The sequence below is a fragment of the Stutzerimonas sp. KH-1 genome, from assembly GCF_054483855.1.
Genome location: NZ_CM137011.1, coordinates 3,709,898 through 3,732,991, shown reverse-complemented (window position 1 = coordinate 3,732,991; position 23,094 = coordinate 3,709,898). Strand labels below are relative to the sequence as shown.

The 23,094-nt window shown below is 65.5% G+C and carries 24 protein-coding genes and 1 riboswitch; of the genes, 13 read left to right on the top strand and 11 right to left on the bottom strand.

Going from position 1 to position 23,094, the window contains the following annotated elements:
* Window positions 1-741 precede the first annotated feature (741 nt).
* The 4 genes from ACX1DW_RS17975 (at window position 742) to ACX1DW_RS17960 (ending at window position 5,262) form a co-directional block, all read left to right on the top strand.
* On the top strand, window positions 742-2,883 hold the full coding sequence (locus ACX1DW_RS17975; protein ID WP_458992055.1) for a lipase family protein: 2,142 nt from the start codon (window positions 742-744) through the stop codon (window positions 2,881-2,883).
* A 507-nt stretch (window positions 2,884-3,390) separates the two neighbouring features.
* Window positions 3,391-3,735 (top strand): hypothetical protein, encoded by a 345-nt coding sequence (locus ACX1DW_RS17970; RefSeq protein WP_458992054.1) that lies wholly within the window; start codon window positions 3,391-3,393, stop codon window positions 3,733-3,735.
* Window positions 3,736-4,027: 292 nt separating this feature from the next.
* Window positions 4,028-4,234, top strand: a complete 207-nt coding sequence (locus ACX1DW_RS17965) for a hypothetical protein (protein ID WP_013984451.1) — start codon at window positions 4,028-4,030, stop codon at window positions 4,232-4,234.
* Window positions 4,235-4,314: 80 nt separating this feature from the next.
* Entirely contained in the window at window positions 4,315-5,262 is a 948-nt protein-coding gene (locus tag ACX1DW_RS17960) for a LysR family transcriptional regulator (RefSeq protein ID WP_458992053.1), read from the top strand.
* 116 nt (window positions 5,263-5,378) lie between these two features.
* On the opposite strand, the gene ACX1DW_RS17955 is transcribed toward ACX1DW_RS17960, so the two are convergent.
* From ACX1DW_RS17955 to ACX1DW_RS17905, 11 genes are all read right to left on the bottom strand, one after another.
* Window positions 5,379-6,638 carry a D-amino acid dehydrogenase gene (locus tag ACX1DW_RS17955; RefSeq protein ID WP_458992052.1) on the bottom strand — a complete coding sequence of 420 codons (1,260 nt, stop codon included), beginning with the start codon at window positions 6,636-6,638 and terminating at the stop codon, window positions 5,379-5,381.
* Between the two features lie 160 nt (window positions 6,639-6,798).
* Window positions 6,799-6,886: riboswitch (glycine riboswitch) on the bottom strand.
* A 300-nt stretch (window positions 6,887-7,186) separates the two neighbouring features.
* Complete coding sequence (madM, locus tag ACX1DW_RS17950; RefSeq protein WP_014818590.1) at window positions 7,187-7,951, bottom strand: malonate transporter subunit MadM; 765 nt, start codon at window positions 7,949-7,951, stop codon at window positions 7,187-7,189.
* A 3-nt stretch (window positions 7,952-7,954) separates the two neighbouring features.
* The gene (gene madL / locus ACX1DW_RS17945; RefSeq protein WP_312915086.1) at window positions 7,955-8,353 is read right to left on the bottom strand and encodes a malonate transporter subunit MadL; all 399 of its coding nucleotides are present in this window, start codon (window positions 8,351-8,353) and stop codon (window positions 7,955-7,957) included.
* 120 nt (window positions 8,354-8,473) lie between these two features.
* Window positions 8,474-9,400 (bottom strand): malonate decarboxylase subunit epsilon, encoded by a 927-nt coding sequence (mdcH, locus tag ACX1DW_RS17940; protein ID WP_458992051.1) that lies wholly within the window; start codon window positions 9,398-9,400, stop codon window positions 8,474-8,476.
* Window positions 9,397-10,014 (bottom strand): malonate decarboxylase holo-ACP synthase, encoded by a 618-nt coding sequence (locus tag ACX1DW_RS17935; RefSeq protein WP_458992050.1) that lies wholly within the window; start codon window positions 10,012-10,014, stop codon window positions 9,397-9,399. Before ACX1DW_RS17935 ends, mdcH begins: the two co-directional genes overlap by 4 nt.
* Window positions 10,015-10,086: 72 nt before the next feature.
* On the bottom strand, window positions 10,087-10,872 hold the full coding sequence (mdcE, locus tag ACX1DW_RS17930) for a biotin-independent malonate decarboxylase subunit gamma (RefSeq protein ID WP_458992049.1): 786 nt from the start codon (window positions 10,870-10,872) through the stop codon (window positions 10,087-10,089).
* Window positions 10,869-11,735 carry a biotin-independent malonate decarboxylase subunit beta gene (locus ACX1DW_RS17925; protein ID WP_458992048.1) on the bottom strand — a complete coding sequence of 289 codons (867 nt, stop codon included), beginning with the start codon at window positions 11,733-11,735 and terminating at the stop codon, window positions 10,869-10,871. Before ACX1DW_RS17925 ends, mdcE begins: the two co-directional genes overlap by 4 nt.
* Window positions 11,728-12,027 carry a malonate decarboxylase subunit delta gene (locus tag ACX1DW_RS17920; protein ID WP_003281886.1) on the bottom strand — a complete coding sequence of 100 codons (300 nt, stop codon included), beginning with the start codon at window positions 12,025-12,027 and terminating at the stop codon, window positions 11,728-11,730. Before ACX1DW_RS17920 ends, ACX1DW_RS17925 begins: the two co-directional genes overlap by 8 nt.
* Window positions 12,028-12,029: 2 nt before the next feature.
* Window positions 12,030-12,902, bottom strand: coding sequence for a triphosphoribosyl-dephospho-CoA synthase (locus ACX1DW_RS17915; protein ID WP_458992047.1), 873 nt, complete (start codon window positions 12,900-12,902; stop codon window positions 12,030-12,032).
* Window positions 12,902-14,569, bottom strand: a complete 1,668-nt coding sequence (gene mdcA / locus ACX1DW_RS17910) for a malonate decarboxylase subunit alpha (protein WP_011915121.1) — start codon at window positions 14,567-14,569, stop codon at window positions 12,902-12,904. The genes ACX1DW_RS17915 and mdcA overlap by 1 nt, the downstream gene beginning before the upstream one ends.
* A gap of 173 nt (window positions 14,570-14,742) precedes the next feature.
* On the bottom strand, window positions 14,743-15,507 hold the full coding sequence (locus ACX1DW_RS17905) for an SDR family oxidoreductase (RefSeq protein ID WP_458992046.1): 765 nt from the start codon (window positions 15,505-15,507) through the stop codon (window positions 14,743-14,745).
* Window positions 15,508-15,757: 250 nt separating this feature from the next.
* Here ACX1DW_RS17905 and phnC point away from each other — a divergent pair, with 250 nt between their 5' ends.
* From phnC to phnK, 9 genes are all read left to right on the top strand, one after another.
* Window positions 15,758-16,588, top strand: coding sequence for a phosphonate ABC transporter ATP-binding protein (phnC, locus tag ACX1DW_RS17900; RefSeq protein WP_125867426.1), 831 nt, complete (start codon window positions 15,758-15,760; stop codon window positions 16,586-16,588).
* Window positions 16,589-16,635: 47 nt separating this feature from the next.
* Window positions 16,636-17,640 (top strand): phosphonate ABC transporter substrate-binding protein, encoded by a 1,005-nt coding sequence (gene phnD, locus ACX1DW_RS17895; RefSeq protein WP_458992045.1) that lies wholly within the window; start codon window positions 16,636-16,638, stop codon window positions 17,638-17,640.
* Window positions 17,641-17,702: 62 nt separating this feature from the next.
* The gene (gene phnE / locus ACX1DW_RS17890) at window positions 17,703-18,497 is read left to right on the top strand and encodes a phosphonate ABC transporter, permease protein PhnE (protein WP_458992044.1); all 795 of its coding nucleotides are present in this window, start codon (window positions 17,703-17,705) and stop codon (window positions 18,495-18,497) included.
* Between the two features lie 34 nt (window positions 18,498-18,531).
* On the top strand, window positions 18,532-19,239 hold the full coding sequence (phnF, locus tag ACX1DW_RS17885; protein WP_458992043.1) for a phosphonate metabolism transcriptional regulator PhnF: 708 nt from the start codon (window positions 18,532-18,534) through the stop codon (window positions 19,237-19,239).
* An 11-nt stretch (window positions 19,240-19,250) separates the two neighbouring features.
* Complete coding sequence (gene phnG / locus ACX1DW_RS17880) at window positions 19,251-19,697, top strand: phosphonate C-P lyase system protein PhnG (RefSeq protein WP_458992042.1); 447 nt, start codon at window positions 19,251-19,253, stop codon at window positions 19,695-19,697.
* Window positions 19,697-20,305, top strand: a complete 609-nt coding sequence (gene phnH / locus ACX1DW_RS17875) for a phosphonate C-P lyase system protein PhnH (protein WP_458992041.1) — start codon at window positions 19,697-19,699, stop codon at window positions 20,303-20,305. The genes phnG and phnH overlap by 1 nt, the downstream gene beginning before the upstream one ends.
* Entirely contained in the window at window positions 20,305-21,414 is a 1,110-nt protein-coding gene (locus ACX1DW_RS17870; RefSeq protein WP_458992040.1) for a carbon-phosphorus lyase complex subunit, read from the top strand. The genes phnH and ACX1DW_RS17870 overlap by 1 nt, the downstream gene beginning before the upstream one ends.
* On the top strand, window positions 21,411-22,280 hold the full coding sequence (locus ACX1DW_RS17865) for an alpha-D-ribose 1-methylphosphonate 5-phosphate C-P-lyase PhnJ (RefSeq protein ID WP_458992039.1): 870 nt from the start codon (window positions 21,411-21,413) through the stop codon (window positions 22,278-22,280). Before ACX1DW_RS17870 ends, ACX1DW_RS17865 begins: the two co-directional genes overlap by 4 nt.
* Window positions 22,277-23,089, top strand: a complete 813-nt coding sequence (phnK, locus tag ACX1DW_RS17860) for a phosphonate C-P lyase system protein PhnK (protein ID WP_090520658.1) — start codon at window positions 22,277-22,279, stop codon at window positions 23,087-23,089. The genes ACX1DW_RS17865 and phnK overlap by 4 nt, the downstream gene beginning before the upstream one ends.
* Window positions 23,090-23,094: the final 5 nt, after the last annotated feature.

The window sequence follows — 23,094 nt, the reverse complement described above, 5'->3', positions numbered from 1 at the left end:
CACACCATCTTCCGTAACCGCTACCGACGCGCTCACCTATGGCCTGCGATGTTGGGCCTACTGCTCAGCGGTTGCAGCACGCTTGGCTCGGTCGGCGCCGACACCTTCACATTGCAAGGCGAGCTACCTGCCGATTTCGCATTGAAGGCCCAGGCACATTACGGCGGGTCCGAGAGTTGTAGTGGCCGCGGTCATGTGGAGACCTTCAAGGACGACTATGAAAAGGCACCGCATGGGTACCGGTTCGAAGTTCCGGTTGGTTATCGGGATGGTATTTGTGATCTGCAGCTGGTTAGGGTAGGACTGTTTATCTACGGCCGTTATGGAGAAAATGATTGGCAAGAAACTTATGATAACGGCGAATTGCTGGTAGTTGCGAAAGCGACTGCCGAGGATGGCAACAATCTACATGGCCACCCTGCACCGATACACTCTGAGTGCTCATGGTTATTCCAAGAGAGCAGGCTAAACCTAGGAATATCAAAAATACTTAGTTGCAAGGGAGCGGGAGCTCGACTAAACAGAAAACAGTTACCCCTGCAGACCATCATATTGTCTTTTACGGTAAACCCTAGAGAAGAACCATATCGGGATAATACTTGGATAGAATTTCCCGAAGGGTGGAGGCCGTGTCTACCTAAGGAGGGCTGGCAGCAGTGCCAGGACCCGCCAGTGTTTAAGACATACAAAAATAACAACAAAGAGTGCACTATTTATCCAAATTGCACGGAATAACCAAGGATGAACGGAACAACAGAGCAACTAAGCTGCCCATTGAAAAACGCTTGGGTTAGTTTTCGTCTCGTGGATGAGCACGGGAAAGGTGCACCGTACGCTGGGCTACCTTACAGATTACATGATGGTCAAGGCCAAGCTATCGAGGGCTTTTTGGACAATGATGGCTACGCTCTGATTAGAGATGTACATCCTGGCGCAATAGTTCTCGATCTATCGCAACCCGCAACGGCGTTCACTGATCCTTGGTATGAAGAACTTGCGATTAGAAAGGCTTTCAAGCTACCGCTAACAGCTGTACAAATGGCAGCTGAACAATCGCCCGCAGGCCCTCGGCGCACTGACGGAAAAACCTATCTGGCGCAAGAACGCGCAGTAAAAGAAGACGCTTACTTCATACGAGCCGAAGTCAGCGATTTCGTAGCGAGCAAAGGGCATCTTCCGACACCGGATGAACATTGGACGGCACCATCGGCATTAAAACAGAACGCAGGCTCAGCAGCAGACCAGCCAGGCGTTGCTCTTGGTTGTAATAGACGTCATGTCATCGAGATAAAGGCGTTACGTGCCTATAGTCCGTTGCTTTCCCGCGGCGCTGATTTCTGCGCGCTGAATGCCTATCACCTCGCGGTCATGAGCGCCTTCGCCTACGCCCCATTCAGCACCGCTACAAATCCTTACTCCTCAGCACCGCCACCGTATTCAGCGATTGGCAGCATCGGACATGTACTTCAGAACCAGCTAGGCCGCCGGATTCAGCCAACACAATTCAACACCGCGTCGCCCTATCACCTGCTCTGCGAAGAAGTGCCGTATTCGAAACGCCTCGAAATCATGCCCTACGATCCGGCGCGCTACGAAAACGAATCACAGGAGGGCTGGCGAAATCCCGAAGATGTGCACTTCTTGCACGACACCGATAACGAAACAGATACCAACACCCAAGCGTTCATCACCCATAACGACAAGATCGTATTGATTTCCGTCCGCGGTACGCAGGAGTTTCTGGCCGACGCCAGTCGAGATGCAGATGCCCGCCAGGTGCCATACGAAGAAGGTGAAGGCCAAGCACACCGCGGCTTCTACAAAGGATTTCAGGCTGCAAAGCCATTCGTAGAGCGCTACCTAAATGTCTTTTATACCGGCGAGCAGACGCTGATCATATGTGGCCACAGCTTAGGCGGGGCCATCGCACTGCTGCTAGCCGAATGGCTACGGCGCAAACCCACCAAACCTAAGGTAATCCTCTACACCTTCGGCGCCCCACGCGCGGGTGACGCAGCCTTCGTCAAGGCCAGCCGCCCTCTTACACATCACCGTATCGTCAATCACAACGACCCCATACCTGCGCTTCCGCTGCCATGGATGGATGCTGAATGGAAGCTGGCGCTTCCCGGGGCAGCTCTGGTGTATAGCTCACCGGCTCTCGGCATTGCGCTGCTGCTCGCAGGGATCGTCAACCTTCAAGGCGATCCTTACCAGCATCATGGCGAGCAATGGCATTTCATGCCGCGCAAGCCCGGCGCGGGCAGCGAGACGGCGATCTTGTGGCAGCCAGGCTGCGCCATGATTGCCGAGCAGACCTGCGCTCGTACCATCGGCGAAATCGGACTAGATGGCGATATGCCGAAGCGCGTTGCGCTCGCAGGATCCCAACACTCGAGCGACAGCGGCTATGCTCGTGCGGCGCTGGCTAACCTGCTGCGATGGACTGCCAGCGTGGAGCAGCGCAATGGCAGGCTGTTCACCGATACCGAGGTTCGTGACATTTACGCCCAAGTCCTGAGTACCGCGCAGCTGCTGGAAAGCTGGCAAGCGCGCTCCTTCAATGAATTCCGCTGGGAAATCAGGCGTAGGAATGTCATGCGCTTCTACGGCAAGACGGACCTCGAACTGCGCGCCATCTACGCCGATGCGGTGGAGCAGGGCGAACGCGTTCGAGCCGAGCAAAGCCCCGCATTGTCTCGCGCACAGCAGCGCCTGCTTGCCCAGGCGGAGCGGGTGGTGTCACTGCGCAGCGTCTTTGGGGAGCACGCGCAGCGACCGGACCTGCCAGAGCTGGTCGCACAATGGCGTGCCATCGGGGACCACCAGAGAGCAGAACGGCTAGCAGCCAGCACGCCACGAAGCGCCAGTGCCAGTGCCTAGCACGCCCTGGGTCGCCTTATCCGTAATTACGACAGTATCAAGGCCACGCTCGGCCAATCTACTAAATCGATCCTGCATAACGCTTCTGCGATTACCGAAAGAGGCGAGGTTCCACAGCTTGGGCAACGGATCAATACGGTTTCAAATTGGGCGAAAGGCGCCGGCCGCTTAGGCTACTTGGGCATCGCCATCGACGGCGGCGTTCGGTTGAGCAGAATCGATGACGCTTGTTCCGTGGGAGCAGTCAAACCTGTAGCCAGACAAGTTATCAGCAAGTGGGCGGCTTTGTATGGAGCGCTGCTGGTGGCGCGGTTGGAGGGGTTGCTGGTGCGAAAGTAGCCACTGCAGTAGCGGGTGGAATTGCACTTGCGTTCGGCGTCACAGTTGGCGCACCCGCAATTATTGTTATTGCGATTGCAGGGGCGGCAGGCGGAGCATATTTCGGTGGATCTGCCGGTGGAACGACAGGTGAAACATTGAGCAACATTTTTACCACTGGATAAACCAATGAGTGAAGCATCGCTATTAGAACAGATTATTGTCTTATCTTGGGCTTTCTTGGCCGTCACAGGAGGCTTCAATGGCATGTACATCTGCTTCCATGGAATAGGTCGTTTTGATCGCCATTTTTCAAGGCTAAATGACTTTAAAAAAGAATCTTACAGCCCTTTTGATCGTTTTTGCCGGATGCACCGCTATTCTTTCCAATATGTATTCGGAATCAATCGCCCTGTGATCAGCCTGCCTCTAAAAGTCTGGCTAATTTACACTTGCATTAGTCTTATATTTCTGTGGCTTAGCATGGCAATTGGTCAGCTTAATCTGCAATTCGGATTCAACCCACTAAAGTAGACCTTTATCAAACGCAGCCGACGATACAGGATCGTTCATTGGCCCAGTCTCATAGCTCAGCATTTAAAAAATGCTATTCGTAGCTTGGGCGTTAATGGCGGATATATGCTTTCAACAGCTCTAATTCGCGTCTCCATAAGCTAGAGCTCATGCAGGAGAACCTTCGACGAGACGAGTACCGTTCGGCAGCCAAACGCTGGCGGCCGATGAACGGACGAGGATTAAGCCCGCCGAAGTGACAAAATGACATCACAGCTGCGCCTGCAGCCTTTCGATGATCAGAGTCACTCACATGCCCGCCAATCGCCGCTATTCCATCATTCTCGAACACTCCGGGCAGGTCCTGCTGGAGCAGGCCTCGCTTGAGCAGGTCGAGGCGTTCTGGGATGCCAATGACGAAACCTATTTCGGCTTGCGTATCGAGGACGCCCAGAGCGAACACGCACGCGTGTACGTCACGGACGAGATTCCGGAAGACGAAGAACTCGCCCTGCCCTGATCGCCTGCACTGCTCCGCTTTCGCGCCCCGCCTGAGTACGAGTTCGGCATAATCGTCTGCCCGACCGCGGAGCAACGGCCATGCAGATCGACGAAGAGCTGACCCTGAAGAAGCTGGAAGTGTTTCTGGCCTTCATGCGCAGCGGCAATCTGGGCAAGGCCGCGGTGGAGCTGAACACCAGCAACGTCAGCGTGCACCGCGCCATTCACTCCCTGGAAAGCGCGCTGCGCTGCCCGCTGTTCAAGCACGAGGGGCGCAACCTGATCCCGCTGGAAAGCGCCTATGTGCTGGAAGAGCGCGCCCAGCAGCTGATCAAGGACGTGCTCGAGACGGTGCGCCAGACCCGCGAGGCCGCCGGCTTCTCGGCCGAGCGCTTCAAGCTCGGCGCGCTGTATTCGCTGACGGTGAAGACCGTGCCGCAGCTGATCATGGGCCTGAAGCTGCGCCGCAGCGAGCTCAACATCGACCTGATCCTCGGCTCCAACGTCGACCTGCTCTACAAGCTGAAGAACATGGAGCTCGACGCCATTCTGGTGTCGCTCAACGAGAGCGTCGCCGACCCGGACTGTGCCCAGGTGCAGCTGTTTTCCGACGACATTTTCCTCGCCGCGCCAGCCGACTCGCCCTTCGCCAACCAGAGCGAAGTGGATCTCAGCGATCTGCGTGACGCCACTTTCATCACACTGTCCCAAGGCTTCGCCACCCATCAGGACGGCAACCGGGTGTTCCAGCTAGCGGGTTTCGAGCCGAAGGTGGCGATGCAGGTGAACGACATCTTCACGCTGCTCAGCATGGTCAATTCCGGGGTCGGTTACGCGCTGCTGCCGGGGCGGGTGGGCATGGTCTACGAATCGCGGGTGCGATTGATACCGCTGCAGGCGCGCTATCACCTGCAGCAGCACATCGGCGTGGTGTTTCTAAAGGCCAAGGAGCGCGACCCGAACCTGCTGGCGCTGCTCGCCGAATGCCGGATGTATGCCCGGCGCGCGCTGGAGCAGAACGAGGATGCCAAGCCTGAAACGACGTAGGGTGGAAAACCCGCGCAGCGGTTTTCCACGCGTTGGCATATGGCCAGCCGGATCGGCATGATCAGCGCGCAACGGCGGAAGACGATTCACCGCCTTCCACCCCTGCGACCGCCACATTAGGCGACGGCTGTCTGCCCGGATGCCACCGGAGCCGGCCGCCCCAGACTTTGCGCCACCACGTCACCGACCATATCCGCGGTGATCGCGCTCAACGTCCAGCCCAAGTGCCCATGGCCAGTGTTGTAGAACACGCACGGCGAGCTGCCGCGGCCGACCTTGGGCATCATGTTCGGCATCATCGGGCGCAGGCCGGCCCAGGGCACCACGCTGCGGGTGTTGACGCCGGGGAAGCACTGGTTGACCCAGTCCACCAGCGGGCGGATGCGATCGGCACGGATGTCACGGTTGTAGCCGTTGAACTCTGCGGTGCCGGCGACGCGGAAGCGGTCGTCGCCCAGGCGGCTGCTGACCAGCTTGGTTTCGTCGTCCAGCAGGCTGACGGTCGGAGCCGAGGCGCGGCTGACCTCGTCGGTCAGGTTGACGGTGATCGAGTAGCCCTTGACCGGGTAGATGTTCACCCGGTCGCCGAGCTGGGCTGCCAATGCACGGCTGGCGGTGCCGGCGCAAACCACCAGGCCGTCGAACTCCAGCCGCTCGTCACCGCCAACGCCAGCGAGGATCACGCTGGCACGCTTGCCGTCGCTGGCCACCGACTTCACATCGGCACCGTAGCGGCAGCGCACGCCGAGCCGCTCGATGGCGGTGGCCAGGCCGTGGGTGAACTTGTGGATATCACCGGTGGAATCGCATTCGGTGTAGTAGCCGCCGTAATAGGTGCCGGCCAGGGTCGGCTCGATGGCACGCATCTCTTCCGGCGTCACGCTGCGCCGCGGCAGGCCGCCTTCGGCGAGCAGGCGTGAAACCTCAGCGGCATGATCGAAGCCGGCCTTGTCGCGGTAGATGTGCAGGATGCCCTTCTTCTTCAGGTCGAAGTCGATGCCTTCGGCTTCGGCCCAGGCGAACAGATGCTCGCGCGCGGCGATGGCCAGCCGAGCAGTCTCGACGGTGTTCTTGCGGTAGTTGGGGATCGAGCCGATGAACTCGGCGAACCAGGAGAGCTTGTGCCAGCTGGGCTTGGGATTGACCAGCAGCGGCGCATCGCTCTTGAGCATCCACTTGAGGCCCTTGACGATGGTCGACCAGTGGTTCCAGACCTCGGCATTGGAGGCCGACAGCTGGCCGCCGTTGGCGAACGAGGTTTCCATCGCCGCGTAGCGGTGCTTTTCCAGCAGGGTGACCGAGAAGCCGCGCTTGGCCAGGGCATAGGCGGTGGTGACGCCGGTGATGCCGCCACCGATGACTGCGATTGTTTTCATTGTTGCGCTCCAGAACGTCGAGGGGTCATAGCCCGTGCGCCCAACGCGCGGCGGGCGCCCCCTCTGTTCTGGACCTGAGAGATTCACGAGCGCGTGACGCGGCTCGCTTGCTCCTTCGGTGCGCCCAGCGACGAAAACCGGGCGGCTCTTCAGAGTTTCAGCGGTGATAGCGGTCCTTTTGCCTGAGAGTTTCCGGGGCGGTTGCTCCTTCGGCGCTGCCATGTGGCAGTCTCTCCCGCAATCACATCGATCCGCACCGGCCGCCTGCGGCAATCGGTCGCGAATCAAGGGTTACCCTGCCAGAAAAAACTGCCGCTGTAACCCCCCGGCTTTAGCCCGGGGCCACGCGGCGGTCTGGCGGGCCTGTGCCAGGGCGTGTAGCCGTCGTAGCGTGGATGGCCGCAGCCATCCACGCGGTGAGGTGGTGGAGAGGATACGCAGTGCCTCAGGCTCGTTCCGGGTTCCGCGTGGAAAATCGCTTTGCGAGTTTTCCACCCTACGCATTCGTAGGGTGGAAAACTCGCGCAGCCTTTTCCACCTTTACGACCTCAGCCCAACAGCCCGCGCATGACGAAGAACAGCAGCGATGGCCCGAGCAGGCAGCCCAGCGCGGTGTAGAACGCCGCAGTCAGGCAGCCGTAAGGCACCAGGCGGGCATCGGTGGCCGCCAGGCCGCCGGCCACACCGCTGGAGGTGCCGATCAGGCCGCCGAAGATCACCGCGGCACGGGGGTTGTTCAGGCCGATCATCGGCGCCACGAACGGCGTCGCGATCATCACCAGAATCGCCTTGACCAGGCCTGCGGCGATCGACAGCGCCATGACTTCGGAGCTGGCGCCGATCGCCGCGCCAGTGACCGGGCCGACGATGTAGGTCACAGCGCCCGTGCCGATGGTGGTCAGGCTGACCGCGTCGGTGTAGCCGAACGCCATGGCCACCGCGACGCCGGCGATGAAGGAGGAGAACACACCGACGAACAGCGCCAGCACGCCGACCATGCCGGCGCGCTTGAGCTCTTCCACACTGACGCCGAAACCGGTGGCGACGATGGCGAAGTCACGCAGCATGGCGCCGCCGAGCAGGCCGATGCCGGAGAACAGCGCGATATCCACCAGGCCCTTCTGCCCGCCGGTCACCACGCCGCCGATGTACGACAGCAACAGGCCGATGAGGATGGCGACCGCCGAGCCGTGCAGGCGGCCCTTGGTGAGCTTGTCGGACAGCCAGTAGGAGATCCACATGGTCGCGCCGATGATGGCGAAGCCGCTGATCAGGCCGTAGCCGGAGATCACTTTCATCAGAGATTCGTACATGGTTCAACCCTCCGTGGTCAGTGGCTTGGCTTCATCGGCTTCATGCTTTTTTCGGCCGATCCGGTCGAGCACCGGCACCAGCGCGAAGGCCACGGCGACAGCCGCCACACCGGCGAGAATGGCCATCGGGCCGCCGCTGAGGGCGCCGTAGACGTTCTGTTGCGCGGCCATCGCGACCACGATCGGGATGTACACGGCACTCCAGAATTTCACCCCCTGTTCGGTCTCCATGTTGAACAGGCCGCGCTGCTTCAGGTAGCTGCCGAGCAGGATCAGCAGGACCATGGCGATACCCACGCCACCGACGTTTGCCGGTACGCCCAGCAGCTTGCCCAGCAGCTCGCCGGCGAAAATGCCGGTGAGGGTACACAAGGCCAGGAAGGCCACACCAAAGATGATCATTGTTCTTGTCCTTTTTGGTTGCGCCGCCTGCAGAGGGCTTGGCGCGTGTTGTCGAGGTAGTTGTTTTTATCCATCGATCAGCCGCGAGTAAGGCTTGCTCGCGCTGAATGTGCACGCGGTCTATCGGCTCTGGCTGCCCTCCTGACGCAGCAAGGCGTCCAGTGTGTCGAGCCGGGCGCCGTCGAAGGCAGCCAGCGTACCCTGTTCGAAAACCCGTCGTGCCAGCCCGGTCAGCACCTGGCCTGGCGGCAGTTCGATGTGAAGCCGCACCCCGCGCTCGTAGGCGGTGCGCAGGGTGCCGTGCCAGTCGACGACGCGGCACATGTTGAAGGCCAGGTCGTCGCGCAGGCGCTCGGCGTCGAACAGCGGGCGCGCCGAGGAGCCGCTGAGGTAGCGAATCCGCGGTGCGCGCACCTCGACCTTGGCGAAGGCATCCGCCAGCCGCCGTGCCGGCTGCTCGAGCAGCGCGCAGTGCGACGGCACGCTCATCGCCAGGCGCCGCGCACAGGAGGCACCGAGGGCCTTGGCGCGGGCGGCGACCGCGGCCATGGCGGCGTCGCTGCCGGCGATGACGAGCTGGTTGTCGGCGTTGATGTTGCCCAGGTAAACCGGGCCCTCGGCTTCGGCCAGCAGCGACTCGACCGTGTCCAGCGACAGGCCGAGGATGGCGGTCATGCCGTAGCCCTGCGGGTAGGCCTGCTGCATCAGCTCGCCACGCAGCGAGACCAGGCGCACCGCGTCGCGATAGTCCAGCGCACCGGCGACCACCGCCGCGGCATAGGCACCGATGGACAGCCCGGCGACGTAATCCGGTCGCTGGCCATCGCGCATCAGCAGCCGCGCCACGGCGACCCCGGCGATCAGCAGGCAGAGCTGCACGGCACGGGTCGATTGCAACGCTTCGGCCGAATCGAGCAGCCGCACATCCTCGCCCAGCACCGCACTGGCTTGGGCCAGACATTCGAGGACTTCAGGCTCCTGCGGCAGACGCTGGAGCATGCCGGGCTTCTGCGCGCCCTGGCCGGGAAAGGCGAACAGGCTGCTCATGCCGCACGCTCCGTGGCCCATGGATCGCTCACCAGACGCGGTCCTTCGGCGGTCTTGACCAACACCCGTGCGGCGCCACCAGCCCATTCGCCGAGCGCCACGCCACCCAGCGGGGTTTCCAGTTGCAGGTCGACGCGGCAGGCGCGACCTTCCAGCAGCTGCAACAGTGGGCGCGCCTCGCTGCGCGGCAGCGGCCTCTCGGCCCTGAGCAGCAGATCGAGATCGCTGTCCGGGTGCGCCGTCGGCAGCCCAGTGGCGAGTTGAAAACCCGCCGAGCCGGTAACTCCCCAGGCGTGGCCCAGCGCATCGAGCAAGGGGCGTAGCTCGGCCAGCACGCGAAACACCAGCAGATCCTCAGTGGCCCGACGAGCGAGCAGTTCTTCCGGCGCCAACCGATGAGCAATCGCCTCGACCGGCATCAGCGCGGCCAGGCGTTGATCACGCGTCGCCCCGCGCAACCCGACCGCAACCAGGCCGGCGGCCACACGCGCACGCCGCACCACCACCGGCTGGCCGGCGGTGAGCACGGCCACCGCCCAGGCCGGCGCATCGGCCGGCAGCTGTGCTGGAGTCATGCCCCAGAGCAGGTCGTGGGGGCGTGGAATGTCGTGCATCTACAGCCTCCTCGTGATTGTTGTTGTCGAGTCGCTGATCGCTGTGGCGAATAGGGCCGCGTCAGGTGTTCGCTACCACTGCGCGCGCAACAGCTCGCGCACCCGCGACGACGCCTCGCGATTCGGCGCACCGAGGCGACCGCGCAGGTCGTTGCTGTCGCCGATGTCCGCCACAGCCTTGCTCAGGCAGTCGCGCACACGCGCCAGATCATCCGCCGAGGGCTGCTCGATGCTGTCCACCGAGAGGGTTTCCCAGAGCAGGCCGAGGGTCGCGTAGTTGTCGATGTCGTATGCCATCGGCGGCACCGATTCGGCCAGGGCTTCCAGCTCCTCGACGCTGCGCAGGGTGATGCGCGCCGCGGCGGCCTTGCCCATGGCATGCACCATCACGCCCGGATCGCGCAGGGCGATGATCCGCTGGGCCTGATAGCCGTGGGCGAGAAAGGCGCCGGACATGGCCTTGCCCACCAGCAGCGCGATCACCGGGTGCCCGGCCAGCCGTGCGCGGGCATAGCCATCCACCGCGCCGGCAAGGGCCTGATGAATGCCGAGGGCTTCTTCGCGGCGGCCATAGGCCTGGCTCGGCACGTCGACCACGGCGACCACCACACGCTTGTCCGCCTTGTCGCGATCGGCGGCGATCGCCTCGTCCAGCGCCTGGCCCAGGGCCCAGCCTTCGAGCAGGCCGACCTCGCCATTGCGCGCGCGCGGGAAGGGATTCTCGGCGTCCGGCACCACGGCGATATAGCGCGCGGCGCGCTCACCGAGCGTGCCGTCGACCACCTTTACCGAGGCCGGATAGCCCGCCAGTGCCTGGCCGCCGGCCAGGGCTTGCAACCAGTTCAGTCCACGGCTCATTGGGCATCTCCTTCGTAGAGGGCACGCACGGCGGCGGCATCGAGCTGCGTGCGGGTGTCGACATCGGCCAGGCGCTGGAGGTACCAGGCGTGGCGGCGGCTGCGCGGCTGCAGTGGCTTGCCGAGGGCGAACAGTTCGTGCAGTTGCGCGCGGATGGCGTCGGTGTCGTCGGCGACGTAGGCGTCCACCAGCCCCGAGGCATAGCGCTGCTCGCCACCGGTCAGGCTCCAGATGAAGGGGCGGTCGCGGGAGTCGTACTCGTCGAGACCGGCTTCCTGCTCGATCACCTGCGGGCCGTTGAGACCGACGCGGGCCTCACGGGTAACGATCAGGTAGCTGCACAACCCGGCGGCGATGGACATGCCGCCGAAGCAGCCGACGGAGCCGGCGACCACGCCGATCACCGGCTGGTAGTCGCGCAGTTCGACGATGGCCGCCTGGATTTCGGCGATGGCAGCCAGGCCCAGGTTGGCCTCCTGCAAACGCACGCCGCCGGTTTCCAGCAGGAGCACGGCGCGGGTCGGGATGCCGTTGCGGTTGTCTTCGGCAGCCAGCTCCAGCGCGCCGGCGATCTTCGCGCCGCCGACTTCCCCCATGCTGCCGCCCTGGAAGGCGCCTTCGATGGCGGCGATCACCGCCGGCTGGCCGTCAATGGTGCCCTTGGCGACCACCACGCCGTCGTCGGCCTGGGTGACGATGCCCTGCTTCGGCAGCCAGGGCGAGGTGACGCGATCGAACGGATCGAGCAGTTCGCGGAAGCTGCCTTCGTCCAGCAGCGCGCGGGCACGCTGGCGGGCACCGAGTTCGACGAAGCTGCGCGACTCGAGTAAACGGGCCACGGTGTTAGCGGACACATCAGTCATGGCCGACCTCCTCCAGTCCCTGCTCCAGGCGCAGACGCACTACGCCGGGTGTGGCCCCAAAATCGTGAATATCGATGTTCAATGCCGGTGGCGTCTGCTCGCGGAACATCCGCTCGAACAGGCTCTTCCAGCGTTGCTCGGCACCATTGACCGAGGTGACTACCTGGATCGCCAGCTTGCCGGCCTGGCCGGGTTCCAGCAGCACTTCCAGATCGCCCGAGCCGACCACGCCGACCAGGGCCTTGCCGCGGGCGGGTTGCCCGGCGGCGAATTCGAAAGACAGGGTTTCCATGTTCAGTTGCTCCCAGTCGGCGCCGGCGCATGCGGCGCCAGGCGGTCGAGGAAAAGGGTGGCGGCCAGGAGGTCGGCGGAGCCCCCCGGCGAGGCGTTGAGGGCGAGCATGTCGCGATCGAGCAGGCGCAGCTGGCGACGACCGGCGAGGCTGGCGGCACCGCCGGCTTCGAGCACGGCGCGGGCACCGGCCTGCATGCGGGTCAGCCCTTCAAGACCGGCGCGATGCAGCACGCAGGTGTCGGTCAGGCTGCTCATGATCGCCAGCAGTGCATCGAGCCTGGCGTTCTGCTCGCCGGCGCCGGCGCGGCGACTGGCCAGGAGTTGCGGCAAGCCGTGTTCGATGACCGCGGGAAAGCCGTGCTGCGCCTGTTCGCGGGCGCCGAGCACGCCGTAGCGACGGCAGACCCGCGCGCCGTGGCTGTCCGGGTTGTGCGGCGCGGCCGGGTCGTCCAGCCGCGCCAGGGCGGCCGCGCTGGCGGCGATCCCGCCGGCCGAAGCGCCGCTTTCCAGCATGGCCGCCGCGCTGAGCAGCCCCAGCGCCCAGATCGCGCCGCGATGGGTGTTGACCCCGGCGGTGACGCGCAGCATCTCCGCTTCGCCGTCGCGGCCCAGCTGGCCGAGGGTTTCACGCAGCGCCTGGCTGACCCGACCTTCGCTCCGCGCGGCATCGGCCATGGCGGCGAACGCCGGCCACAGCGACTGCGCCGAGGCGTGCATCAGCCCCAGGTGCAGATCGCTGTGCGCGCCACTGCCGCGCCGGTCGACCAGCCCCGGCTTGGGCGACAGGTCGGCCTCGTCGACCAGCGCCTGCACCGCCAGATCGGCCAGGCGCTCGGCCGCGGACGGCGCCTGTCGTGCAATGAGTGCGCTCATCACCAGCTCCTGAACTTGGCAGGCGGGTTGTAGAGGCCGCCGGACCACTCGACCAGCTCGGCGATGCTCTTGGCGGCGAGCAGTTCGCGGGTGGCGTCGTTGCGGCGGATGCCGAGGTCTTCCGGCAGGGCGATCAGCCCTTCGCGGCGCATGCGCTCGGTGTCCTTCGGGTTGTGCCGCAGGCCGATGCTGGTGACGCCGGCCACCGCGGCGATCATCGCCTGGCGTTCCTCCAGCGAGCGGGCCTTGTACAGGTAGGCGATGCCTTCCTCGGTGAGCAGATGGGTGACGTCGTCGCCGTAGATCATGATCGGCGCCAGCGGCATGCCGCTCTTCTTCGCCACCTCCACCGCGTCGAGCTGCTCGACGAAGGTGGGTTTGCCGCCTTCCTGGAAGGTCTCGACCATCTGCACCACGAGCTTCTTGCCGCGCTCGAGCATGGTCACCGGGGCCTCGCCGCCGGGCATGGCCATGTCCAGCCAGGCCGGGGTCGGATGGCGGCGACCGCGCGGGTCGTGGCCCATGTTCGGCGCGCCGCCGAAGCCGGCCAGGCGCCCGCGGGTGACGGTGGAGGAATGCCCATCACCATCGACCTGCAGGGTGGCGCCGATGAACAGGTCCACGGCGTACTGCCCGGCCAGCTGGCACATCATGCGGTTCGAGCGCATCGAGCCGTCGCGGCCGGTGAAGAAGACGTCCGGGCGCTGGGCGATGTAGTTCTCCATGCCCAGCTCGGTGCCGAAGCAATGCACGCTCTCGACCCAGCCAGTCTCGATCGCCGGGATCAGCGTCGGGTGCGGGTTGAGCGTCCAGTTGCGGCAGATCTTGCCTTTCAGGCCGAGGGATTCGCCGTAGGTCGGCAGGATCAGCTCGATGGCCGCGGTGTTGAAACCGATGCCGTGATTGAGCGACTGCACGTTGTGTTTTTCGTAGATGCCGCGGATCGCCATCATCGCCATCAGCACGTGCACCGGCTTGATATGGCGCGGGTCGCGGGTGAACAGCGGCTCGATGTAGAACGGCTTGTCCGCCACCACGACGAAATCGACCCAGCTCGCCGGGATGTCCACGCGCGGCAGCTCGTCGACGATCTCGTTGACCTGGACGATGACGATGCCGTCGCTGAAGGCGGTCGGCTCGACCAGCGCCGGGGTGTCTTCGGTGCTGGGGCCGGTGTAGATGTTGCCGTGGCGGTCGGCCTGGAAGCCGGCCACCAGCGCGACATTGGGGATCAGGTCCACCAAGAGGCGCGAGTAGAGTTCGATGTAGGTGTGGATGGCGCCGACTTCCAGCAGGCCGTCTTCGAGCAGCTGGCTGATGCGCAGGCTCTGCGGGCCGGCGAAGGAGAAGTCGAGCTTGCGCGCGATCTGCCGCTCGAACAGATCCAGGTGCTCGGCGCGGCTGACGCTCGGCATGATCATGTGCAGGTCGTGCAGCTTGCCGGGGTCGGCCTTGGCCAGTGAGCGGGAGAGGAAGTCCGCCTGCTTCTGGTTGTTGCCCTCGAGCACCACCCGGTCGCCAGGGGCGATCAAGAGTTCCAGGGCCTCGACGATCCGCTCGCTGGGCAGTACCACGCCATCGGCGAGGCTCTGCACCTGATCGAGACGACGGGCCTTTTCGGCTCGACGGCGCGACCACTGCGGCGGTGGGGAGATTGTTGTTGTCATGGCGACTCCACAGGTTTTCCGCTTTGTGGAGCGCACAGTAGGGAGGTGACCGAGGGGTCATCAATCAAGCAGCAGGCGCGACCGTTACGCTTGGGTTAACGATATGTCTGAACGGCCGGTTCGCGAGGCATGCAGCAGGCGCGGCGCATTGCACGCCACGCCTCTTGGAGCGATTACTTGTCGCGATCGATATTGAACGGCGACCAGGCCTGGCGGGTGGGCATCACTTCCAGGCGGTTGATGTTGATGTGATCCGGCAGGGTGGCAACGTAGAAGATCTGCTCGGCGATGTCCTCGGCGGTCAGCGGCGTGGTGCCGCGGTACAGCCGGTCGCTGGCGGCCTGATCGCCCTTGGTGCGCACCAGGGTGAATTCGGTTTCGGCCATGCCCGGCGCGATGTCGGTGACGCGCACGCCGGTGCCGAGCAGGTCGCAGCGAAGGTTGTAGCCGAACTGCTCGACGAAGGCCTTGGTCGCACCGTAGACGTGGCCGCCCGGATACGGCCAGTGGCCGGCCACCGAGCCGATGTTGACGATGCTGGCGCCCTTGCCGGTGGCGATCAGCGTCGGCAGCAGCGCGTGGGTGACGTTGACCAGGCCGGTGATGTTGGTGTCGATCATGGTGTGCCAGTCAGCGAGGTCGACCTGCTGCGCCGGCTGCGGCGCCAGCGCCAGGCCGGCGTTGTTGACCAGGCAATCGATCTGGCTGAACTCGCTGGGCAGCTGCTCGACCACCTCCTTCACCGCGCCGGCATGGCGCACGTCGAGGGTGGCGACATGCACCGGCACCTTCGCCGACAGCTCGCTCTGCAGCGCTTCCAGGCGCTCGCTGCGCCGCCCGGTGAGGACCAGCGCCCAGCCGGCCTCGGCGAAGCGGCGGGCAGTGGCGCGGCCGAAGCCGGAGGTGGCGCCGGTGATGAATACGATCTTCTGTTTCATGCTCTTCCTCTTTTCTGACAGGCCCGACCGTCGTGTAGGCGACGCGGCAGCTCGCTGACCAGCTTAGGGGCGCGCGCCGCGAAGGCAAAGCCTTGCGTGCGCCGACTGACCGCCGCGCTCATTGTCGAAGCTTCACCGAATGGTCATCGCAGGTTCACGGACGCTTAGCGGGACTGCAACAGAGCCTGACTACCTTCTCGTCTAGACAAGTTGGCCGACCTCCCCGGCCGCGCAGACGAGAGGGCAAGACATGAATGCGGCTATTCGAGTCGAGCGACTGAACAAGACCTTCGCCGGCAAGCAGGCGCTGTTCGACCTGGGCCTGGCGATACAGCCGGGCGAGATGGTGGCGCTGATCGGCGCCTCCGGTTCCGGCAAGTCCACGCTGTTGCGCCACCTGGCCGGCCTGGCCTGCTGCGACCGCTCCGCCGGCGGACGCATCGAGGTGCTCGGCCGCGAGGTTCAGGCCACCGGCCGTCTGCACGGCGAGGTGCGCCGCCTGCGCGCCGACATCGGCTACATCTTCCAGCAGTTCAACCTGGTAACCCGCCTCAGCGTGCTGGACAACGTCCTGCTCGGCTTTCTCGGCCGCATGCCGCGCTGGCGCGGATCGCTGGGCATGTTCAGCGACGAGCAGAAGCGCCAGGCCATGGCCGCACTGGAGCGCGTCGGCCTGGCCGAGCGCGCCGCGCAGCGCGCCTCGACGCTCTCCGGCGGGCAGCAGCAGCGGGTGGCGATCGCCCGTGCGCTGACCCAGCAGGCCGAGGTGATCCTCGCCGACGAGCCGATCGCCTCGCTCGATCCGGAGTCGGCGCGCAAGGTCATGGAAATCCTCGCCGACATCAACCGCCAGGACGGCAAGACCGTGGTGGTGACCCTGCATCAGGTCGACTACGCCCTGCGCTACTGCTCCCGCGCCGTGGCGCTCAAGGGCGGCCGCATCCATTACGACGGCCCCTCGGCGGCACTCAGCGACCACCTGCTCAACGATCTCTACGGCGCCGATCTGGACGCCAGCCTGCTGTTCTCCGACCGCGCCCGCGCCGCCGAGCCGCGGCAGCTGCAGCTGGTCAACGGCTGACCGAACGCCGACCCGACAACCAACGCCACACCTCAGGAGTGACCTCCATGTTGAAACGCTTCAGTCGCGCCCTCGCCGCCTCCACGCTGCTGGCCGGTGCCCTCGCCGGCACGGCCCAGGCCGCCGAGACCCTCACCTTCGGCATCATTTCCACCGAGTCCTCGCAGAACCTGCGCAGCGTCTGGGCCCCCTTCCTCGCCGACATGAGCAAGCAGACCGGCTACGAGGTGAAAGCCTTCTTCGCCCCCGACTACGCCGGGGTGATCCAGGGCATGCGCTTCGACAAGGTCGACCTGGCCTGGTACGGCAACAAGTCGGCGATGGAAGCGGTGGATCGCGCCGGCGGCGAAATCTTCGCCCAGACCGTCGCCGCCAACGGCAGCCCGGGCTACTACAGCCACCTCATCGTGCACAAGGACAGCGTCCTGAACTCGGTCGAGGACGTGCTGAAGAACGCCAAGAGCCTGACCTTCGCCAATGGCGACCCGAACTCCACCTCTGGCTACCTGGTGCCCGGCTACTACGTGTTCGCCAAGAACAAGGTCGACGCCGGCCAGGCCTTCAAGCGCAGCCTCAACGGCAGCCACGAAGTGAACGCGCTGTCGGTGGCCAACAAGCAGGTCGATGTCGGCACCTTCAACAGCGAAAGCATGGAGCGCCTGCAGATCACCGCACCGGACAAGGCGGCGCAACTGAAGATCGTCTGGACTTCTCCGCTGATCCCGGCCGACCCGCTGGTCTGGCGCAAGAGCCTGAGCGACGAGCAGAAGAACAAGCTGCGCGAATTCTTCATGAGCTACGGCGCCAAGCCGGCCGAGAAGGAAATCCTCGCCGCGCTGCAGTGGGCACCGTTCCGCGCCTCCGACAACGACCAGCTGTTGCCGATCCGCCAGCTGGAGCTGTTCAAGAAGCGCAGCGAAGTCGCCGCCGACAGCAAGCTCTCCGACAGCGATCGCCAGGCCAAGCTGCAGGGCATCGACGACGAGCTGGCCAAGCTGGAACAGCGCATGGCCGAGCGCGAGCAGAAGACTGCCGCCGCCAAGGCCAGCTGACCAACGCCGGGCGTGGCGCGCTGGCGCCACGCTCCCGTCCGCGCCGTTTGTGAGAACCGAACATGACCACTCTGAGCACCACACCGCCGCTGGCGGGCAACGGCAAGCGCAGCTGGCTGCGCCTGCTCGGCTGGGGCCTGTGCCTGGCCGTGCTGGCCTGGTCCTGGCAGGGCGCGGAGATGAATCCGCTGCTGTTGATCCGCGACAGCGCCAACATGGCGACCTTTGCCGCCGACTTCTTCCCGCCGGACTTCAGCAACTGGCAGCTGTACCTCAAGGAGATGATCACCACGGTGCACATCGCCCTCTGGGGCACCCTGCTGGCGATCGTCTGCGCCATCCCGCTGGGCATTCTCAGCTCCGAGAACATCGTGCCCTGGTGGGTCTACCAGCCGGTGCGCCGGCTGATGGACGCCTGCCGGTCGATCAACGAGATGGTCTTCGCCATGCTCTTCGTCGTCGCCGTCGGCCTCGGCCCCTTCGCCGGCGTGCTGGCGCTGTGGATCAGCACCACCGGCGTGCTCGCCAAGCTGTTCGCCGAAGCGGTGGAAGCCATCGAGCCGGGCCCGGTGGAAGGCGTGCGTGCCACCGGTGCCAGTGCGCTGCAGGAAGTCATCTTCGGGGTGATTCCGCAGGTGCTGCCACTGTGGATTTCCTACTCGCTATACCGCTTCGAATCCAACGTGCGCTCGGCCACGGTGGTCGGCATGGTCGGCGCCGGCGGCATCGGCGTGATCCTCTGGGAAGCCATCCGCGGTTTCCAGTTCGGCCAGACCGCCGCCCTGCTGCTGATCATCATCGCCGTGGTGAGCCTGATCGACCTGCTCTCCCAGCGCCTGCGCAAGCTCTTCATCTGACGGAGTGAGGGCCTGCGCGGCCTTCGAAAAAACCATGCAGTTGTCTAGACAACCCAGCGAACCGCTCTACCTCGAACTGGCACAGGTGCTGCGCGGCGAGTTGCGCCACTATCGCATCGGCGACTTCCTCCCCGGCGAGATGCAGCTGGCGCGCCGCTTCGCGGTCAACCGCCACACCCTGCGCCGTGCCGTCGACGAGCTGGTACAGGAAGGCCGCCTGCTGCGCCGCCAGGGCAAGGGCACCCAGGTGCTGCAACGCCCGCTGGTGTATCCGCTGCAGGCCGACAGCGCCTACAGCGAATCGCTGGCCGCCCTCGGCTTGCGCACCGAGGCGCGCCTGCTCGAGCGCCGTCAGCTGAGCGCCAGCGCCGAGGAAGCGCGCCACCTGCAACTGGCCGAAGGCGCCGCGCTGATAGAGCTGAGCACCCTGCGCCTGCTCGACGGCGAGCCGGTCAGCCTGATCCGTCACCGCTACTGCGCCAGCCACGCCGAGCTGCTCGCCGACTACCAGGGCGGCTCGCTGCGCCGCTACCTCGGCGAGCGCGGCCTGCCGCTGACGCGCCGTTTCAGCCTGATCGGCGCACGCCTGGCCGATCGCGACGAGGCCGCACAGCTGCTGATGCCCCTGCGCATGCCGCTGCTGTCGGTGTTCACCCTGTCCTGCGATGCCGCCGGGCGACCGGTGGAGATCGCCCTTTCGGCCAGCCGTTCCGACCGCTTCCAGTACCAGGTCGCCACCTGATGGAGAACCCCATGCACACCCGCGAACAATCCCCGCGCCAGCGCTGGATGGCCGTGCTGGCCCGCGCCAGCGCCGCCGATCTAGCGCCTTTCGAGAGTGACCTGCGCGACTGCGCCTACCAGCTGATCCGTCCCGCGGAAATCGGCATGACCCTGGTGCGCGGCCGCATGGGCGGCACCGGTGCGCCGTTCAACCTCGGCGAGATGAGCGTCACCCGCTGCGTGGTGCGCCTGGTCGACGGCAGCACCGGCTACAGCTACCGCGCCGGCCGCGACAAGCGCCAGGCCGAGCTCGCCGCCCTCGCCGACGCCCACCTGCAGGGCCCGCAACAGAGCCGCTGGCTCGCCGAGCTGATCGAACCGCTGGCCGCCGCGCAGGCCCGACGTGCCGCGCAAAAGGCTGCCGAAACCGCCACTACCCGCGTGGAGTTCTTCACGCTGCTGCGAGGAGAAGACTGATGAATCGCGCTCTATCCGACCTGTTGCAGGCCGCCTTCACCGACCCGGTGCTGGACGCGCAGAAGTGCTTTCGCGCCGCGCTCAAGGCCCTGGCCGAGCCGGGCACGCGCCAGCCGCTGGTCAGCGTCGCCGCCATCGAGCCGCTGCAGGCGGCCAGCTACGCGCTGTGCCTGAGCCTGCTGGATAACGACACGCCGCTGTGGCTGGCGCCGGCCTTCGACACTCCGGCGATCCGCTCCAACCTGGCCTTCCACTGTGGCTGCCCGATCGTCGAGGCGCGCGAGGAGGCGATGTTCGCCCTGCTCGACGCCGCGGCACTGGACGACCTCTCCGGCTTCTACGCCGGCAGCGAGCGCTACCCGGACCAGTCCTGCACATTGCTGATCCAGCTGGAACACCTCGACCGCGGCCCGGCGCTGAGCTGGCAGGGTCCGGGCATCGACGGCAGCCGGCTGGTCGGCCTGCCTCTGAAACCGGCGTTCTGGCAGCAGCGCGCCGCGCGCAACGACTTTCCGCGCGGGCTCGACGCACTGTTCTGCGCTGACGGCGAAGTGCTCGGCCTGCCGCGCAGCACGCGCATCGGCGATTCGCTGCAGGAGGTGGCCTGATGTACGTCGCGGTCAAGGGTGGCGAACAGGCCATCGACAACGCCCACGCGCTGCTGGCGAAGAAGCGCCGCGGCGATACCGGCATCGCCGAACTCGGCGTCGAGCAGATTCGCCAGCAGCTGCCGCTCGCCGTGGCGCGGGTGATGAGCGAAGGCTCGCTGTACGACGAGGAACTCGCCGCGCTGGCGATCAAGCAGGCCGCCGGCGATCTGGTCGAGGCGATCTTCCTCTTGCGCGCCTACCGCACCACGCTGCCGCGCTTCGCCGAAAGCCTGCCGCTGGACACCGGCGCCATGCAGCTCAGCCGGCGCATCTCGGCGACCTTCAAGGACGTGCCCGGCGGCCAGCTGCTCGGCCCGACCTTCGACTACACCCACCGCCTGCTCGATTTCGCCCTGCTCGCCGAAGGCGAACGCCCCGGCCCGCCGGTGGATGAAGGCGCCACGCTGGGCAACTGCCCGCGGGTACTCGGCCTGCTCGGCGAGGAGGGCCTGATGACCCCGGAAATCGACCGCGGCGAGCCGGTGCCGGACCTCACCCGCGAGCCGTTAGAGCTGCCGGCGAGCCGCGCCGAACGCCTGCAGGCACTGGCGCGCGGCGACGAGGGCTTTCTCCTGGCGCTGGGCTACTCGACCCAGCGCGGCTACGGCCGCAACCACCCGTTCGCCGGCGAGATTCGCATCGGCACCGCCGAGGTCTGGATCGAGCCACAGGAGCTGGGCTTCCCGGTCTGCCTCGGCGAGATCGAGCTGACCGAGTGCGAGATGGTCAACCAGTTCGTCGGCGAGAGCGCCGCGCAGGCGCAGTTCACCCGCGGCTACGGCCTGGCCTTCGGCTACGCCGAGCGCAAGGCGATGGGCATGGCGCTGGTCGACCGCGCGCTGCGTGCCGGCGAGTACGGCGAGGAAGTGCAGGGCCCGGCGCAGCAGGAGGAATTCGTGCTGATGCACTGCGACAACGTCGAGGCCGCCGGTTTCGTCTCGCACCTGAAGTTGCCGCACTACGTCGACTTCCAGTCCGAGCTGGAGCTGATCCGCAAGCTGCGCCAGCCGCAGGCCGAGCAGACCGCAGCCGACGCCGCGACGCCAGCGAAGGAGAAACGCGCATGAACGCTCACGCCATTCCCACCAGCGAGGCGGGCTACAACTTCGCCTACCTCGACGAGCAGACCAAGCGCATGATCCGCCGCGCACTGCTCAAGGCGGTCGCCATACCTGGCTATCAGGTGCCCTTCGGCGGCCGCGAGATGCCGCTGCCCTACGGCTGGGGCACCGGCGGCATGCAGCTGACCGCGGCCATTCTCGGCGCCGACGACGTGCTCAAGGTGATCGACCAGGGCGCCGACGACACCACCAACGCGGTGTCGATCCGCCGCTTCTTCGCCCGCACCGCCGGGGTCGCCACCACCGAACGCACCCCCGCGGCGACGGTGATCCAGACCCGCCACCGCATCCCGGAAACCCCGCTCGCCGCCGGGCAGATCATGGTCTATCAGGTGCCGATCCCCGAGCCGCTGCGCTTCATCGAGCCATCGGAAACCGAGACGCGCACCATGCACGCGCTGGGCGACTACGGCGTGATGCACGTGAAGCTCTACGAGGACATCGCCACCTTCGGCCACATCGCCACCAGCTACGCCTACCCGGTGACGGTGGACGGGCGCTACGTGATGGACCCCTCGCCGATTCCCAAATTCGACAACCCCAAGCTTCACCTGAGCCCGGCGCTGATGCTGTTCGGCGCCGGCCGCGAGAAGCGCCTCTACGCCGTGCCGCCGTACACCCGCGTGGTCAGCCTGGATTTCGAGGATCACCCGTTCCAGATCCAGCAGTGGGAGCAGTGCTGCGCCATCTGTGGCAGCGGCGATTCCTACCTCGACGAGCTGATCGTCGACGACGCCGGGACCAAGCAGTTCGTCTGCTCGGATACAGACTATTGCGCGCAGCGCGCCCAGCAACAGGAGAGCCGCCCATGAGCGCCGCCGAACAACTGCTGCCCGCCACGAGCGTCGGCACCGAGCCGCTGTTCGCGGTGCGCGACCTGACCCGCCTGTACGGCCCGGACAAGGGCTGCCAGGGTGTGTCCTTCGAGCTCTACCCCGGCGAAGTGCTGGGCATCGTCGGCGAGTCCGGCTCCGGCAAGTCCACCCTGCTCTCGCTGCTCTGCGGCCGCTGTCCGCCGGATCGCGGCAGCGTGCAGTACCGCGATGCTGCCGGCGACTGGCTCGACCTCTACGCCGCCAGCGAGGCCGAGCGGCGCACGCTGCTGCGCACCGAATGGGGCTTCGTCGAACAGAACCCGCGCGACGGCCTGCGCATGGGCGTTTCCGCCGGCGCCAACATCGGCGAACGGCTGATGGCCCAGGGCGTACGCCATTACGGCCAGCTGCGCGCCGCCGGGCTGGACTGGCTGCAACAGGTGGAGATCGACCCGGCGCGCATCGACGACCTACCGCGGACCTTCTCCGGCGGCATGCAGCAGCGCCTGCAGATCGCCCGCAACCTGGTTTCCAGCCCGAAGCTGGTGTTCATGGACGAACCCACCGGCGGCCTCGACGTGTCGGTGCAGGCACGCCTGCTCGACCTCCTGCGCGGGCTGGTGCGCGAGCTGGACCTGGCGGTGGTGATCGTCACCCACGACCTCGCCGTGGCACGCCTGCTGGCCGACCGGCTGATGGTGATGCGCCGCTCGCGGGTGGTGGAGTCGGGTCTGACCGACCAGATCCTCGACGACCCGCAGCACCCCTACACGCAGCTCCTGGTGTCCTCGGTGCTGCAGCCATGAAGGAA